Source organism: Alkalimarinus coralli (assembly GCF_023650515.1).
GTDB lineage: Bacteria > Pseudomonadota > Gammaproteobacteria > Pseudomonadales > Oleiphilaceae > Alkalimarinus > Alkalimarinus coralli.
Map to the genome: position 1 here is coordinate 2123770 of NZ_CP096016.1, position 16652 is coordinate 2140421.

A 16652-nucleotide genomic window follows, 5' to 3' on the forward strand; every position below is an offset into this window, starting at 1 on the left:
ACTACTGCAACCATATGGAAATAAAACGGTTACTAAAGTTAATTTAAACAATCGCTATAAACGAGGAAATTAAATAGTGACACTGAATAAAATTTGCTATTATGGCGGCCTAATTTTTCACCTCGACAGACAGAATTCATATCATGCAACCTGTAATCAACATTGCACTTAGAGCAGCCCGCCAGGCAAACGAATACATACTTCAAACTCTCGATAAGCAACCCGTGAGTTTTTCTGACCCGGAGGCTTGTGCAAAACAGATTAAGAATCTTGAGAACACTACCTACCGTGTATTTTTCGACGCCCTTAAAAAAGCGTACCCCACACATTACATTGGTGAACCAGGCGAGCCTGTTTCAGACCAGCATGAGAATAGCTGGAGCATATCCCTGATTCACAGCCCGGAAAATATATTGCGTCACCTGCCATTTACTGGCTACTCAATTACAAACTACCAGAAAGGCAAAGTTGAGCACGCCCTATTCATTAACCCTATTACTGATGAAGAGTTTTCTGCCAGCAGGGGGCACGGTGCAGCATTAAACGGTAAGCGAATCAGGGTGTCAGACACCAGAAACCTGAATCAGTCACTTCTGACCAGCAACTTGCTGGAAAACGCCCGTAACATGGAAAACGCCCATGTCGGCCTTGAACTAATCTCTGATCTTGCCCAAGCAACCTTCAATGTTAGAGCAACGGGTTGTGAAGCCGCTGATCTTGCTTATGTCGCCGCAGGAAGGTTTGACGCCGCAGTACTTACTGACGTAGATACAAGTGAACTGCCAGCCGTTTTACTTATCTGTCAAGAAGCTGGTGTACTAACTGGCGACTTTAAAGGCGCACCAACATCAAGTGGCACCAAACGCCTGGTTGCAGCAAACGCTAAACTGTTTAAATCTTTAATCCAAAAGATTCATAACTACAACGCCAGGTTTTAATTAGCGCTTAGCTAAAAATCACCAGGCAATAAAAAAGGCGGATAATCCGCCTTTTTTATTGCTGCCAAACTCTAAATAGAAATCAATATTATTGCAGGCCTATGTTGTGAAACGCCCAGTTAAGGCATTTCATCAACTTCTTCTCCTTCGCCCTCTTTCACTGGTACGACAAGATCCTCTTTAGATACACCCAGTGCCAGCAGCACATTACCCGCAACGTAAATCGATGAGTAAGTACCGACCAAAACACCTATCAGCAGCGCCTTAGAGAAGCCATTGATCATTTCACCACCAAACAGGTATAGGGCAACCAATACCAATATAGTCGTTAGAGATGTCACGATGGTTCTGGAAAGGGTTTGGTTCAATGAGACATTTATAATCTCTTCTGACGAGCCTTTACGCATCTTTCTAAAGTTCTCTCTAACCCGATCCGAGACAACAATGGTATCGTTTAGAGAGTAACCAATTACCGCCAAAAGGGCTGCCAGAACAGTCAGGTCAAAATCCCAAGACATCAAAGAGAAAAGCCCGAGAGTTATGATCACGTCGTGCGCAAGCGCTACAACAGCACCAAAAGAAAACTTCAACTGGAATCGCATGGCAACGTAAACCATCACAATACCCAAGGCAAACAGCAGGCCTAAACCACCCTGCTCCCGAAGCTCTTCCCCAACTTGAGCCCCCACAAATTCTGCGCGCTTCAAAGTAACATCATCACCATTCGCCTTAAGGGCCGTAAGAACCTCTTCACCTACAGTATCACTGAAGCCTTGAGCCAAACGAACCAAAACAGCAGTGTCAGCCCCAAAGTTCTGCACCGTTAGTTTTTCATAACCAGAATCAGTGAGTTGAGTCCGCACTTGGTTTAAATCTGGTGCAGTTTTGTACTCGACCTCAACCAGCGTGCCGCCAGTAAAATCAAGCCCAAACACCAACCCTTTGAACGCTAAAGAGCCAATTGCTACTAATACAGCCAGTATAGAAAGGGCAGCCGCAATTTTGCGTTTACCCATAAAATCGATTTGTTTTTCTACATTACTCATTCGAAAGTTCCTATCCCCAGATCAAATCGACAATGTCTTAACATTACGGCTGCCGTAAATCAGGTTAATAATTGCCCTGGTTACAACAATTGCGGTAAACATTGAGGTCAATATACCGATCGACAAAGTCACCGCAAACCCTTTCACAGGGCCTGTTCCTACTGCAAACAAGATCAACGCAACCAATAGTGTGGTTATATTGGCATCAAAAATAGTCACAAATGCACGACTATAACCTGCATGTATTGCCGACTGGGCAGGCAAGCCATTAGCCAACTCCTCCCTTATTCGGGCAAAGATCAACACATTGGCATCTACGGCCATACCAACGGTTAGAACAATACCCGCAATACCAGGCAGTGTCAGCGTGGCCGATAGAATTGACATAAATGCCAACAGCAAGACCATATTAACCGCCAACGCAATATTGGCAACGAGACCAAATACTTTGTAATACACCAGCATGAATAGCAGAACAAGCCCAAACCCTAATAGAACCGATGATAGGCCCGCATCAATATTTTGCTGCCCTAAGCTAGGCCCGACTGTGCGCTCTTCGACAAAATACATCGGCGCAGCCAGCGACCCTGCTCTAAGTAACAAAGCAAGCTCTGATGACTCTGCCACTGAATCTAACCCGGTAATCCTGAAGCTTGCACCAAACGCGCTCTGAATAGTCGCCAGACTTATAATGCTTCTAACTTCTTTATTCTTCCTCTCGATAACCTCTTGACCATCAACCATTTTCTTGATGGTTTTTCCTTTTTGCTCAATAAACAGAACGGCCATTCGTCGCTTGATTGAATTGCGTGTCACACGCCCCATCATCGAGCCGCCCGTACTATCAAGCGTAATATTCACCTGAGGAACGCCATTTTCATCAAATGACGCAGACGCATTGGAAACACTGTTACCCGTTACGATAATATCTTTTTCAAGTATTGCTCTTCTATTCGGGTTACTTCTAAACTCAAACTCATCAGTGGTCGCGCGACCTGCATCAGGTTTGGCTTCTAACCTAAATTCGAGGTTCGCGGTGGCCCCCAAAATACGTTTTGCTGCAACCGTATCCTGCACACCTGGAAGCTCTACCACAATACGGTTACGACCTTGGCGCTGCACCAATGGTTCTGCCACCCCCAACTCATTTACACGATTTCTAAGCGTTGTTAAATTCTGCTTAACCGCATAATCTTCGATTTCCTTAACTTTAGCTTCACTTAAGGTAAGGTGAATGTAGTGGTAGCTATCCTGATCTTCGTCGCGGCGCTGAAACTCCAAATATTCGCTACGAATAAGTGAATTCGCTTTTTGTCTCTCCTCTTCTTTACTAAACTTCAATAGTAATGAGAGATCATCCTCTACTGTAACGCCGCGATAGCGAATTTTTTGCTCTCGCAACTTCGTTTTTATCTCGCTTGCATAAACATCCAAACGCTGGGTTAACGCTTTTTGCATGTCCACTTCCAGCAAGAAGTGAACCCCGCCTCGTAAGTCAAGGCCAAGCTTCATTGGTCCTGCGCCCATAGACGTCAACCAGTCAGGCGTAGTCGGGGCCAGGTTGAGCGCTGCAATATAATTATCACCCAGTGAAGCCTGAATAACAGGTTTTGCAGCCAGTTGGTCATCAGCAGAGTCAAAGCGCAACATCGCATTTTTTTCTGAGACTTCGGCATCCCGGTAAGCAATTCCCGCATTATTAAGCGCACGCTCTGCTCGTTTTACCAATTGATCATCAATAACCGTTGAGCTGCGCGAACCACTTATTTGAAGTGCGTAATCATCGGGATATAAGTTTGGCAGTGCATAAATACACCCCAAACCAATAGCGAGAAGAATTAGGATGTTTTTCCAGAGAGGATACCTATTGAGCATGGTCTGCCCTATTCCTTTTTATTGTCTTAACTTTAATTGAATAAAAAATGCCCCTGGAAAGGGGCATAATGATTAAATGTCTTTCAAGGTGCCTTTTGGCAGCGCAGCAGAAACTGCGGCTTTCTGTACCTTGATTTCTACATTGTCAGCAATCTCAATCGCAACAAAGTCATCCTTAACGTCTCGAATTTTACCTGCAATTCCGCCACCAATGATTACTTCATCACCCTTGCTCAAGCCACCAATTAAGTCGCGGTGCTCTTTTGCTCGCTTTGACTGTGGTCTCCACATCAAAAAGTAGAAAATCAATATAAAGCCGGCAAAGAAAATCAACTGGCCAATAGCCCCCATTCCTTCTGGTGCAGGAGCCGCTTCAGCAAAGGCTACTGCAGGGAAGATCGCAACCAAAAGCGCAGCTAATTTTGAAAAGTTAAAACCCATCTACATTTTCTCCAACATTCAATTAAATAAATACAACTAAAAATAAATACGATTAGAAATCAAGGTAACGGAGGCACTTCAGACCCTCGTTGAGCATAAAAATCTGCAACAAAGTCGCACAATGTACCTTGTTCAATAGCCTTTCGCAATCCGCTCATCAAATTCTGGTAGTAACGAAGGTTGTGAATGGTATTAAGCTGTGCTCCAAGCATCTCTCCACACTTATCCAAATGATGAAGGTAAGACCGGCTAAAGTTTGAGCAGGTATAACAATCACACTGATCATCTAGTGTTGCAGGGTCATTACGATGCTTGGCATTTCTTATCTTAATGACGCCCTTGGAGGTAAATAAGTGCCCGTTTCGTGCATTCCGGGTAGGCATGACACAGTCAAACATATCAACACCGCGCCTGACCGCCTCAACAATATCTTCCGGTTTACCCACGCCCATTAAATAACGAGGCTTATCCGCTGGCATATCTTCTGCCAATCCATCCAAAACACTCATCATCTCTTCTTTTGGCTCACCAACGGACAAGCCACCAATTGCGTAACCATCAAAACCGATATCCGTTAACCCTTTGAGGGACTCTTGACGCAAGTTATCGTGCATTCCGCCCTGAATGATACCGAACAAAGCAGACGGGCTATCTCCGTGAGCATCTTTGCTTCGTTTAGCCCAGCGCAAAGACAGTTCCATCGACTCCCGCGCAGTTTTCTCGTCTGCGGGGTAAGGCGTGCACTCATCAAAGATCATGACAATGTCAGAGCCTAAGTCTCGCTGTACTTCCATCGAACGCTCAGGTGTTAACTCTACCGGCGAACCGTTTATGGGTGATTGGAACTTAACGCCTTTCTCAGATATTTTCCGCAGCTCACCGAGACTAAACACCTGGAACCCGCCTGAATCAGTCAGTATCGGCCCTTTCCACTGCATAAAGTCATGAAGGTCGCCATGCTCTTTAATGACTTCCGTCCCCGGCCTGAGCATCAAGTGAAAGGTGTTTCCGAGAATAATATCCGCACCGATCTCTTCAATATCCCTCGGTAACATCGCCTTAACCGTGCCGTACGTCCCAACAGGCATAAATGCGGGAGTTTCTACTGCCCCGCGCGGGAAGGTTAATCTGCCACGGCGCGCCTTGCCTGCTTTGCCTGTGACTTCAAAATCCATAAAACATTGCCTGGTCAATTTAAACTCCTACTTCGGATTGCTGACGGTTAATCTTAGGGGTAATAAACATCGCATCACCATAACTAAAAAATCGGTACTTCTCTTTAACCGCCTCATCATATGCGGCCATAACGTTTTGATGGCCTGCAAATGCAGACACTAGCATGATCAACGTCGACTCGGGCAGGTGAAAGTTAGTCACTAGCGCATCAACAGATTTAAACGAGTACCCTGGGTAAATAAAAATATCTGAGTCACCCTTAAATTCGGCCAACTCTCCGCCCTGGCTTGCCGACTCCAAACTCCTGAGGCTGGTCGTTCCAACGGCGACCACTCGGCCTCCTGACGCCCGTATCTTCTTTATCTGATCAACGACACTTTGGTCTACTTCGATATATTCAGAATGCATGTGGTGATCCTGAATTTTGTCGACTTTTACTGGCTGGAAAGTACCTGCTCCTACATGGAGGGTGACATACGCAACTTCAACCCCTTTATCGATAAGCGCATCAATAAATGTTTCATCAAAATGGAGCCCTGCGGTGGGTGCCGCAACTGCGCCCTCTTTTTCAGCATATACAGTTTGATATCGCTCCCGGTCTGAAAGTACATCTTCTCTATCGATATAAGGCGGCAGTGGCATATGCCCGTGTTGATTCAACACATCGATGGCACCTCTATCGGCCGGAAACCCCAGGTGAAACAACGCCCCCTGACGGCCCAGCATGTCGACCTTAACGCCACCTTCCAATATCAATTTGCTACCAGGTTTAGGTGACTTGCTTGATCTTACATGGGCAAGCACTTCATTTTGGTTGAGAATTCGCTCAACCAAAATTTCGATTTTACCGCCGCTTTCCTTTTTACCAAACAACCTGGCAGGAATTACACGGGTATTGTTAAATACCAATAGGTCTCCCTTATTAAGCTTTTCCAATAAATCGGTAAATTGGCCATGCTCAACAACCCCGGTATTACCATCTAAAGAGAGTAGCCGGCTCGCAGTCCTGCTCTCCATCGGAAAGCGCGCGATAAGTTCATCGGGAAGATCAAAGTGAAAATCAGAAACCTGCATAATCTGTAGTACTACAACATGTAAAAAACGGCCGCACAGTTTACCGGAAATACCCTGTAGTTTCTATTAGGCTCATATAGGCTCACACAAAACCCACGCGAGTGAAAAGACATATCAAGGAAGTTCGAAGAGCAGATCTATAATTGCACTGAAATAAAACGAAAAAACCCCGTAATCCATAGGATTACGGGGTTTAAAATAAGTGGTACCGGTGGGCGGACTTGAACCGCCACGCCCGAAGGCAACGGATTTTGAATCCGTCGTGTATACCAATTTCACCACACCGGCACTGCAATGGAGCGGAATTATACGTTAACCGTTTGATACGTCAATAGGGTAAATTTTCTATTTGGCAAAAATAATAAAATTAGTGTGGCAACAGCAGTAAGATATTAAAAATAATGATGATGGTTTATCTAAATCACTCAACACCAATCAATAAAACACTCCCCTACAGGCTACCTTCAACTTATAATGCGTTACTCTCATTTTTATCTACTACACTGATAATTAATATAAATTTAACCTGCACAATGAAGTAGCTATTGTTTATGTCGCTGGATGACTATTCCAAAAAACGTTTTCTAATTGTCGACGAGTTGGATACGTTTCGTTTCTCCACTAAGAAAATGCTTCTGTCACTAGGAATTAAGCTAATCGATACCGCAACATCGGGCCAACAAGTGATTGCCGGGTTTCAAAACGTTAACTATGACGTAATACTCTGCAACTTTGACCTCAGCAAAGGGCAAAACGGGCAGGAGCTGTTAGAAGAGCTGAGAGAAAAGAAGTTATTAAAATATACCAGTCTGTTTTTTATCGTTTCAGCTGAAGTGGCTAAAGATAAGGTCATGGGAACCGTTGAGAACGAGCCCGACGGTTATATCGTAAAACCAATTACAACGGCCGATCTAAAAAAACGTTTAGCTGACAAGCTGGCACAAAAAGAAGCGACAAGAAATGTCTGTCAGGCGATTGATAACGAAGACTATCAGCAGGCCGTCACACTATGTGGTGAACTGATTAAAGGAAAGAGCCGATATACTCAATGGTGCTTGAAAACCAAAGCCTGGTTGCTCTGCAAGTTAGGAAAAGAACAAGAGGCATTGGTTATATATCAACAGGTTGCGAGAGCCTCAAAGAAGGGCTGGGCAATGTTTGGGGAAGCAAAAATTTCAAAGCAGACTCACAACTATGCCCATGCAAAACAGGTCTTGGAATCCCTTATTGAGCAGACACCCAATATGGTCGAAGCCTATGACTTGCTCGCTGAAATAAATATTGAGCAGGGCAACCCAAAAGAAGCAGAAAAAATTCTTGAAAGCGCCATCTCCCATTCACCCAACTCGGTCCTGCGGCAAAACACACTGGCTAATGTGTATATTAAAAACAAACAACCAGAAAAGGCGTTAGATACTTTTCGCAAAGTCGTTAAATTGGCCGATAAATCAGTGCACTGCTCGCCTAACCACTACCTTTCACTTGCGGATTGCCTGGCAACGACGAGTCTGGATGATTTAAGCGCATCCGGTAAACAGCAAGCCAAAGATGCACTGGACTTACTGAGCAAGGCAGAAAAACAGTTTAAAGATAGCCCAGACATAGAAACTAAAACCGCGCTAATCACGGCAAAAGTACATTATTCACAAGGCAACAATGATGAAGCCCATGAGCTGATAGATTCTATTTATAACTCAGATGAACCTCTTTCGAGCGACGTTAAGCTAGTGTTGGCTGATACGCTTTATTTCGTAGGAAGGTCTGATGATGCAGGCAAGATCCTGGACGCTTTAGCAACAAGCCAAGAAAATGACAGGCAGGTCGCGAGTATCGCGGCAGAACTAAGAAGCACTCATACATCCCAGCAAACACTTATAGAGGCGGCCGCATTAAACAAGGAAGGCATTTCGCACCATGCTCACGGCGAGCTGGACAGTGCAATATCAGCCTTTAAAAAAGCAGCCAAACTGACGCCGCATCATATATCGCTGAACCTGAATTTAACTCAACTACTGCTCAAGAAACTTAAAAATAGCTCCGAAAATCGCAGCGACATTATCGGTCAGTGCAATAACGCTTTAATGCAAATCAAGCACATTCAACCAGCCCACAAAGAGTATGAGCGTTACTGCAAGTTAAAGTCGCTGGCATCCAAAGCAGAGAAAACCCAATAACACCGACTATATAAACAGCTTCTTTACAGGCGATCAAACAGCGACAAACTGGTAACTTGAGAATATGTCGAGTATGCAGACTCCAGAATAAACTGCTGCATCGTTAGATTACTAATCGCTTCCGCATAATCTAACTCTTGAAGATCAGCAAGTACTTCTTTGGTCAACAGCTCTACATCCAAGTGCTGCTCTTTTGTTGTTTCAACCGTGTTTAACCGTGCACCAATCTGGCTTCGAGTTTCCAATATCGAAGTTTCTGCATTGTCGAGATTGGTCAGCGTATCTTCCAGTAATGAGTCGAGCACGGCACGACCTTCAGGCGTTGCTTTAAAGTTTTCCAGTCCGTAAACCAGCTTTTCAACCGTTGCCAGAACGCCTTGCTTTTCTGTAGATTGAATCAGAAAGGAGTCGCCTGGCACTGGCGGAACAGCTAGTGGATCACCCGGAAACGGGTCTCCTATCACTTCAAATTGAATTCCTTCTGCGGATATTGCGGCGCCGGAAATATAAGGATTGTTACTGGATAGCACCTTACCACTGGATGCCTCAAGAATATCGTACTCTACGCCTGAGACTCCGGTCTTGAACTGAACAACCATATCTTCTGGATAAAAGGCGTCGTAGACCTCCTGGTCAATCACCTGCCCGGTTGTAATAATCGCCGGCGGGGACGATTGGTTGGTCGGATTTACCTCGGTAAAAAAGGTATTTTTGGCTGCGTCCAAATCCATAAACACAGCCTTACCGTTTTCAGTGGCTGCGATATTGACACTGGCCTCGATCTGCACAAAGCGCCGCCCCTCATCCCCCTGATAGGTGTAAGAGCCGGAAACATTCTTTTGGAAAGGCTCTTCTTTACCCTGAAAGCCCCCAAATACAAATTCGCCACTTGCATCCTGTGAGTTCATCATACCGGCGAGTTGCTCAAGCCGCTCTTCGATTTCAGCGGAAATAAACTTCAAGTCATCGCCGTTTAAGGCACCATTACCCGCATTAATCGTTAATTCACGAATGCGCTGAACAACATCATTGATACTGCCGAGCAGGTCATCTTCGAGCTTCAGACTGTTTTCAACCAGATCAATGTTGCGCTGATACTGATCATTCAGTGCCAGCTCCTGGTTAAGCTGTAAAATACGTGTCGAGGCAACCGGATCATCTGCCGGGGTTAGCACTTTTTTACCCGTTGACATCTGCAGCTGGGTTTTCTGCAACTGAGCATTAACGTCGTTAATCGACTCTATGCCCTTGCCAAATAGCTGCTGTGTAGAAACTCTCATGACAGTCTCCTCAACCTATTGTCTGCTGGCGCGCTATTCGCCAGCCGTCTTGCCAATAACCTAACCACGTTAAAATACTCCCAGCAGCGTATCGAATAACTCCCGCGCTACCGATATAACCTGAGCAGACGCATTGTATGCCGCCTGGTACTGAATCAACTTGCCAGCTTCTTCGTCAAGGTTAACACCAGACACTTCATTCCAGCTATCAACAGATTGCGATAACAAGGCACGACTTGCCTCAGTATCCAAACGGGTTTTATTGGTAAACGTACCAACCTCTTCAACCAACTGAGAGTATGCCTCGTTGTATGTGCTGACACCTCCAGACACTGTACCCGATGTTTCCAGGCCGACCATGGCTAGTGCATTACGGTTGTCAGAAAAGCCATCGGTGTTATAACCGATAGAAAACGTATCACCTGCGCCCGCTTCACCTTTTATATCTATCTGAAACCCTTTATATGAAGATTGAGCAGGCGGAGCCTGTTGAAATATCGTATTCGAGTCCGCAAACAATGTAACACCATCAGACATCGTCACATCAACGTAACCGCCTACTGCAACACGACTGTTACCGCTCACGGTTTGGCTGGACAATGACGAACCCGTTGCATCATAAGGGTTAATTTTATCTACATCGAAGCTATCCCCTGCTGCGCCACCTGCGCCGACCACAATATCCAACCCGTTAGAGTTTGTTAACGTCACTTTGTTGCCATCACTTACTGCGCTATAACCAAGCGACTTCAGCGCCAAATTTGTGTTTACTGCGTCAGCAATCAAATCCGGGTTAAGCGCATCAGGGGATGGCACATTCAATACCTGATTGACGCCCCCTTCGACGTAATAGAGGTTAAACTCCAGCGGAGGGGCTGCCCCATTATCAGTAAAATTGGACACTTCAATTTGCGTGTAAGCATTGGCTTCAACACCCTGCAACTTACTCAATGTTGCCGCAATATCAGCCGCGCTTTCATTTGAGGCAATGGCGGCGGCTTGAGAGGTAACAACACCGGTGTCCGGGTCTCGTGAGAATACTGTCAGGCCTTGCCCGACATACCCATTAGCGGGAAGAGGGCCAGCAGGGATCGGAACAGCTGGCAACGGTGACACAGCCGTCCCCTGCAAGCTAAACGCATTCCCGGTAGCAGACGCCAGGGTTTGCCCCGGGTCATCAGTAAACAAATTATTGCTTAAACCTGGAATGTACTTCTGGTTATTCAGCGGTGGAACCAAGGGCTTCAGGTTAGAAGGGTCTGACGCATCGAGCACGTCATAAACCGTTTCACTGGTAAATCTGACCACCATTGGCGGTGTTATCTGCCCAGGCACTGAAAACGTACTCAAAGGCTGGTTAGTCGCTGGATCGGTTACGTCCAGCATCACCCCCTGGCCAATAACCGCATTACCGATATTCCCTAAACTGGCCTCGGTTCGAATGGGTGATGCAAAGGCGACCTCTTCAACCCGGTCAACACTCATAGCAAAGTCACGGGCACCAAACCGTGTTGGCTGAATAAGGAATTTATCGCCTACCTGGAAAGATCCCGATTCCAGATTTATCGAGATACCTTCAATCTCGATACTTGCAGGTAGAAAACCTGGCAACACACCCTGCGTAACAACATCTCCACTCGCACTATTGACCACGCGATAATCCAGTGCAGAAGGCCCGCCAAACTGAAGTTCATATTCGTCAGTAGTTAATTTTGACGAATCAACAACCTCTACTCCCACTGCGCGATCCATCGGCGGCAGGTTATCCTGATGCCCAATAACCCTTGAACTCATCAAAGCAGGGTCATTTATATCGACAAAAAAGTTACCGCCCAGATTATTCTCAAGATCCATCCCCAGCTGATGCTGTTGATTAACCGTGTCGGCCAACACCGTAGCAATCAACCCCATGCTATTGATTGAGTCTTTAAGAATTGACTCTCTAAACTGGAGAGTACCGCCTATGGTTCCTCCGGTTATATCGTCCGTTATGACTTGAGTATTACCCGCAGTCACAAATGCGATATCACTCTCGGTAGGATTACTTTTACTCTCCACTACCGCTAACTGGTTAGAACTGTTATTGATAACCAGAGGTTGGCCTTTGCCGATAAATACATTTATCTGATTATCACCCTGAGGGATAACGCTGACGGTTACTTTCTCTGACAGTTGACGGAGCAGTTCATCCCGCTCATCCAGCAACGTGTTTGGTTCGCTCCCCTGTCCTGCGCCGGTTGCGATAGTAATCGCCTCATTCAGTTCTGCAATACCACTTGCTAGACTGTTTACCTCGGCAACTGATGCCGAAAGCTGCTGATCGATGGTTTCTGACTGTTGCTGCAGTCGGGAGTATAGCTGATGAAACCGGCTCACCAGCGATTCCGATTGGCTTAACAGCAGCTGTCGTTCGGGAACCGATGACGGGTCGCCTGCTCCGCCCTGAAGCGCCTTGAAGAAGTTACTCATCGAGTTGGACAGACCTGTCGTCTCACTCGCGAGCAGATTATCAATTTGACCCGACAGTTGCAGCAGCGCCTCTTGCTCACTAAATACGGTCGTATCTGACCTGAGCTGGGTATTTAAAAACTCCTCATTAAGCCTTCGAACCGTTGAGATAGAAACACCAGAACCGACGTAACCCGCGCCGGTCAGCTGACTTTCTGCAGATTCAAAAACAACCTCCTGGCGACTATAACCCGGCGTATTGGTGTTCGTAACGTTGTTACCGGTGGTTGCCAATGCGGTTTGATGCGACTTCAACCCCGAAAGACCGATATTGATTAAGTTAGCCATAAGTTATTTCTCCCCAATACCGCGCTACAATGCGGCCCTGGTTATAAACGAGTCCGCCGTTCCGGCTAGTGTCTCACTGACCTCTCGATGCTCACCGCTCGAGTTCATTGCGCCCTTAAATACTTCGCCGCTCAGGATGCGCTGTATCTTTTGACTATATGCCGGGTCCGTTGCATAACCTGCATCTTGCAAACTCTCAGTAAATTTCTGAGGATTGTCCAAATACTGCATGGCAGGCTCGTAACGAGGGTTGTCCTGAAGGAATTGCGCGTAATCCCTAAAACTCTCTTCATAACTGTTGTACGAGCGGAATTCGGCTCGTTCTTTCATCGCGACACCGTCTCTGTACTCAGTCGTCAAAATCTCGGTTTTTTCACCATCCCACCGGCTGTCAGCCTTGATACCAAATAAATTGAAACTGACGGGCTGTTCGTCATTGCTGATCATATGTTTCCCCCACCCCGTCTCAAGGGCAGATTGGGCCAACATGACCTTGGCGCTAATCCCTGTTTCGTTCTCTACCTTTTGCGCATAAGGGTATAAATGAGTAATAAACTGATCAGGCGATTCAAATGTCATTGGCGATACAGGCTGAGCGGCATCTGGCACTTCATTACTCACGCCGCTGTCCGCGCTAGCCGTGACCTTTTGGCTCAACTTTTCATCAATCTCAACCAGAGCATCAGCTAATTCAACCGCCTTACGGATGACTTGCTGCACAGGAAGCGTTCGAGGGTAGTCAGCAATGTGTTTATTGAGTGAGGGGTTATTCGTCTCAACTTGCCCCACGCCTTCTATCTGCTTCGACATCTGCCGCATCATCGCTTCCGCGACCCCCATCCCTCTGCCTTTTGACAGTGTTAAGCTCAACTGGCTATCAAACATCTCCTGATAGAATTCGGTTTGCGAGCTGTTAAGGAAATTGCCCTCACTAAATGTTTTATTCGCCTCCCTCATACTCTTCATGACCATGGAGATAAACATGGATTCGAACTGTTTAGACACCGCTTCAAGCGCTGCTTCCTTATCATGAAGCGCCTCCGACTTGAGAGCGTTAAGCCCTGAAAAGTCGGTATAAACGTGTGCTTTATCCAGATTCGAATTAATCATTATCAACTCCCTAAATCACGATCAGTTCGGCCTTAAGCGCGCCGGCTGTTTTAAGCGCTTCCAATATCGCCATAATGTCGCCGGGAGCCGCACCGACCTGATTTACGGCTTGCACTATTTCGTTTAGCGTAATAGCAGGGCCAAATTTGAACATTCGCGCTGGCTCCTGCTCGATATCAATATCAGTCTGTGGAACAACGACCGTTTCCCCGTCGGAGAAAGGACCAGGCTGACTTACTTCTGCGCCTTCACTAATGGTTACAGACAGGCTTCCATGGGTCACGGCTGCAGGCAGGACTTTAACGTTTTGCCCCACTACGATGGTGCCTGTTCGTGAGTTAATGATCACTTTGGCAGCCCCTTCACCAGGGTCAATCTCGATATTCTCCAGTACGGATAAAAAGCTCACTCGCTGCGATGCGTCTCTCGGCGCTTTCACAGACACAGAGCCTCCATCCATGGCGTACGCAGTTTGAGGGCCTAACAGATCATTAAGTTTATCGACTACTCGTTTTGCCGTGGTGAAGTCTGCGTTATGTAAATTGAATGTCAGGGTATCTCCGCGATGAAATGCGGTGGGTACAGCCCTCTCGACTGATGCGCCATTTGGAATTCTGCCTACACTGGGTACGTTCACCGTAATGGACGATCCGTCAGCGCCTTCCGCACCGAAGCCACCGACCACTAAACTACCTTGTGCCATGGCATACACCCGTCCATCAGCCCCTTTAAGCGGTGTCATTAAAAGGCTTCCACCTCTCAAGCTCTTTGCGTTACCAATTGAAGAAACCGTTATGTCTACCTGTTGGCCAGGCTTGGCAAATGGCGGTAAGTCTGCATGTACGGTTACCGCTGCAACATTTTTAAGCTTCGGGTCTGAACCTTGCGGCAGGGTGATACCAAATTTATTCATCAGATTTCGAAAAGTCTGGTCAGTAAACGGGGCTTTATCTCCTGTACCATCAAGCCCAACAACTAACCCGTAGCCTACTAACTGGTTGCTTCTCACTCCCTGTACCGATGCCAGGTCTTTCAGACGGTCAGCATGCAAAGACGGCGATAGCAACATCAAACCCAGCATGATCGTGCTCAGCCACTTACAGCCGTAATTTCTATTTGTTTTCATGCGCTCTCCCCAAACTCTGACTGCTTAACAGACCGGATTCCCTTGCTCACCGCGTTCGATAACAGCATAAAATAAGTCATTAAAATGGAAACCACTCGCTATTAAAGAACCTGGCCCCCCAGCCCATTCGGTTTGCCTGATCAAAGTCACCGGTTCCTCCGTATGCAATTCGGGCATCGGCAACCTTGGTAGAAGGTATGGTATTAGCCGTCGAAATGTCTTCAGGTCGTACAAGCCCTGTCAGGCGAATGTACTCATCTCCCTGACTCAACGTTAACCACTTCTCTCCTCTGATTCTAAGCACTCCATTGGGCAATACTTCAGATACGGTGACAGAGATACTGCCATCAAGGCTGTTGCTTTGGTCGCTTTCTGCCTCACCATCAAAATCCCGCTCAAGGTCAAGGTCAGTTAACATGCTTAGATTCTTTGCAGAAATAGCGGTGCCCAATAAGGTGCCTTCATCAATAGATATTTCGCTATCCTTGCCATAAGTTGTTTCCGCTTTTTTTGACGATGTGGTTTTTTCAGCCAAGGTAACCGTCAAAATATCGCCGACATTCAGTGCAATTTGATCGCCATAGAGACCAAAGTTGCGGTTTACCTGAAAAATTGAACCATTAACCTCTTCAGGTGATCGCAGAGATTGAGCTGGCATGGGAGCATAGGCCGGATCGCCTGGCTCTGGAATTTCACGGTTGATGGTGCTGCAGCCACTTGCGATCACAATCAGCCCAAATGAACAGATTACTTTTACGATGTTCATTATCATCCCCCCTTGTCTAATCATAAGTGCGCCATTAAATATTCTGACTGATGTACTGCAACATCTGGTCGGCGGTAGAAACAACCTTTGAGTTCATCTCATAAGCCCGCTGAGTAGTGATCATATTGACCAGCTCTTCAACCACTTCTACATTTGATGACTCAACCATCCCCTGCTCAAGCGTGCCCAAACCATCCAGGCCGGGTGTACCCTCCTGCGGATCGCCACTGGCTCCTGTTTCTCTAAACAGATTATTGCCAATCGCTTCAAGGCCTTGCGGGTTGATAAAATCAACCGTTGTAATGTTGCCAATTACTGTTGGCGCGGTATCACCTGTAACCAAGGTAGACACCGTACCATCAGTCCCTATAGTAATGGACGAGGTATTTTCAGGTATCGTAATAGCAGGTTCCAGAGGGTGGCCATTTGCCGTAACAATATCGCCGTTCGAATTAAGCTGAAATTGACCATCACGGGTATAAGAAATGTTGCCGTCAGGAAGCAAAACCTGAAGAAACCCTCGCCCGTTTACCGCGATATCTAACGGCTGTTCGGTGACCTGCAAAGACCCTTGGGTAAACTCCTTCGCCGTACCGACAACCCGAACCCCTGTACCCACCTGCAAGCCGGATGGAAGCTCTGAGTCCTGAGAGGTTAATCCGCCTGGTTGGCGTTTTATCTGATACAACAAGTCTTGAAAAACCGCACGTTCACGCTTAAACCCCGTGGTATTAACGTTTGCAAGGTTGTTCGACGTTGTTGTTAAGGCTGTATCTTGAGCACTTAGCCCTGTTTTACTGACATATAATGCAGGATGCATGAGCACCTCCTAGTTAGCGTCTACACAGCA

General features: G+C 46.5%; 13 protein-coding genes and 1 tRNA gene. 2 read left to right on the top strand and 12 right to left on the bottom strand.

The features are described from left to right. Nucleotides 1-143 precede the first annotated feature (143 nt). On the top strand, nt 144-938 hold the full coding sequence (locus tag MY523_RS09390) for an inositol monophosphatase family protein (protein WP_250658511.1): 795 nt from the start codon (nt 144-146) through the stop codon (nt 936-938). A 119-nt stretch (nt 939-1057) separates the two neighbouring features. On the opposite strand, the gene secF is transcribed toward MY523_RS09390, so the two are convergent. The 6 genes from secF to MY523_RS09420 all read right to left on the bottom strand — a co-directional run bounded on the left by secF (nt 1058) and on the right by MY523_RS09420 (nt 6838). Next, entirely contained in the window at nt 1058-1984 is a 927-nt protein-coding gene (secF, locus tag MY523_RS09395) for a protein translocase subunit SecF (RefSeq protein WP_250658512.1), read from the bottom strand. A 21-nt stretch (nt 1985-2005) separates the two neighbouring features. After that, nucleotides 2006-3859 carry a protein translocase subunit SecD gene (gene secD / locus MY523_RS09400; protein ID WP_250658513.1) on the bottom strand — a complete coding sequence of 618 codons (1854 nt, stop codon included), beginning with the start codon at nt 3857-3859 and terminating at the stop codon, nt 2006-2008. A gap of 72 nt (nt 3860-3931) precedes the next feature. Then, on the bottom strand, nt 3932-4300 hold the full coding sequence (gene yajC / locus MY523_RS09405; protein ID WP_250658514.1) for a preprotein translocase subunit YajC: 369 nt from the start codon (nt 4298-4300) through the stop codon (nt 3932-3934). 59 nt (nt 4301-4359) lie between these two features. Beyond that, a complete protein-coding gene (gene tgt, locus MY523_RS09410; RefSeq protein WP_250658515.1) occupies nt 4360-5475 on the bottom strand; it encodes a tRNA guanosine(34) transglycosylase Tgt in 1116 nt (371 codons plus the stop codon). Between the two features lie 19 nt (nt 5476-5494). After that, entirely contained in the window at nt 5495-6550 is a 1056-nt protein-coding gene (queA, locus tag MY523_RS09415; protein WP_250658516.1) for a tRNA preQ1(34) S-adenosylmethionine ribosyltransferase-isomerase QueA, read from the bottom strand. Nucleotides 6551-6753: 203 nt separating this feature from the next. After that, nucleotides 6754-6838 (bottom strand) — tRNA-Leu (locus MY523_RS09420). A gap of 263 nt (nt 6839-7101) precedes the next feature. Between MY523_RS09420 and MY523_RS09425 the strand changes: the two genes are divergently transcribed. Next, nucleotides 7102-8724, top strand: a complete 1623-nt coding sequence (locus MY523_RS09425) for a tetratricopeptide repeat protein (RefSeq protein WP_250658517.1) — start codon at nt 7102-7104, stop codon at nt 8722-8724. A 23-nt stretch (nt 8725-8747) separates the two neighbouring features. On the opposite strand, the gene flgL is transcribed toward MY523_RS09425, so the two are convergent. The 6 genes from flgL to flgG all read right to left on the bottom strand — a co-directional run bounded on the left by flgL (nt 8748) and on the right by flgG (nt 16622). After that, nucleotides 8748-10004 (bottom strand): flagellar hook-associated protein FlgL, encoded by a 1257-nt coding sequence (flgL, locus tag MY523_RS09430; protein ID WP_250658518.1) that lies wholly within the window; start codon nt 10002-10004, stop codon nt 8748-8750. A 69-nt stretch (nt 10005-10073) separates the two neighbouring features. Further along, a complete protein-coding gene (flgK, locus tag MY523_RS09435) occupies nt 10074-12800 on the bottom strand; it encodes a flagellar hook-associated protein FlgK (protein ID WP_250658519.1) in 2727 nt (908 codons plus the stop codon). A 24-nt stretch (nt 12801-12824) separates the two neighbouring features. Then, nucleotides 12825-13910, bottom strand: a complete 1086-nt coding sequence (flgJ, locus tag MY523_RS09440; RefSeq protein ID WP_250658520.1) for a flagellar assembly peptidoglycan hydrolase FlgJ — start codon at nt 13908-13910, stop codon at nt 12825-12827. A gap of 10 nt (nt 13911-13920) precedes the next feature. After that, nucleotides 13921-15036 (bottom strand): flagellar basal body P-ring protein FlgI, encoded by a 1116-nt coding sequence (locus tag MY523_RS09445; protein WP_370301485.1) that lies wholly within the window; start codon nt 15034-15036, stop codon nt 13921-13923. Nucleotides 15037-15115: 79 nt separating this feature from the next. Next, entirely contained in the window at nt 15116-15802 is a 687-nt protein-coding gene (flgH, locus tag MY523_RS09450; RefSeq protein WP_250658521.1) for a flagellar basal body L-ring protein FlgH, read from the bottom strand. Nucleotides 15803-15836: 34 nt separating this feature from the next. After that, the gene (gene flgG, locus MY523_RS09455; protein WP_250658522.1) at nt 15837-16622 is read right to left on the bottom strand and encodes a flagellar basal-body rod protein FlgG; all 786 of its coding nucleotides are present in this window, start codon (nt 16620-16622) and stop codon (nt 15837-15839) included. Nucleotides 16623-16652 lie beyond the last annotated feature (30 nt).

Coding starts and splice junctions, on each gene's coding strand:
- MY523_RS09390 (WP_250658511.1), top strand. CDS start 144: ATGCAACCTGTAATCAACATTGCACTTAGAGCAGCCCGCCAGGCAAAC.
- secF (WP_250658512.1), bottom strand. CDS start 1,984: ATGAGTAATGTAGAAAAACAAATCGATTTTATGGGTAAACGCAAAATT.
- secD (WP_250658513.1), bottom strand. CDS start 3,859: ATGCTCAATAGGTATCCTCTCTGGAAAAACATCCTAATTCTTCTCGCT.
- yajC (WP_250658514.1), bottom strand. CDS start 4,300: ATGGGTTTTAACTTTTCAAAATTAGCTGCGCTTTTGGTTGCGATCTTC.
- tgt (WP_250658515.1), bottom strand. CDS start 5,475: ATGGATTTTGAAGTCACAGGCAAAGCAGGCAAGGCGCGCCGTGGCAGA.
- queA (WP_250658516.1), bottom strand. CDS start 6,550: ATGCAGGTTTCTGATTTTCACTTTGATCTTCCCGATGAACTTATCGCG.
- MY523_RS09425 (WP_250658517.1), top strand. CDS start 7,102: ATGTCGCTGGATGACTATTCCAAAAAACGTTTTCTAATTGTCGACGAG.
- flgL (WP_250658518.1), bottom strand. CDS start 10,004: ATGAGAGTTTCTACACAGCAGCTATTTGGCAAGGGCATAGAGTCGATT.
- flgK (WP_250658519.1), bottom strand. CDS start 12,800: ATGGCTAACTTAATCAATATCGGTCTTTCGGGGTTGAAGTCGCATCAA.
- flgJ (WP_250658520.1), bottom strand. CDS start 13,910: ATGATTAATTCGAATCTGGATAAAGCACACGTTTATACCGACTTTTCA.
- MY523_RS09445 (WP_370301485.1), bottom strand. CDS start 15,036: ATGAAAACAAATAGAAATTACGGCTGTAAGTGGCTGAGCACGATCATG.
- flgH (WP_250658521.1), bottom strand. CDS start 15,802: ATGAACATCGTAAAAGTAATCTGTTCATTTGGGCTGATTGTGATCGCA.
- flgG (WP_250658522.1), bottom strand. CDS start 16,622: ATGCATCCTGCATTATATGTCAGTAAAACAGGGCTAAGTGCTCAAGAT.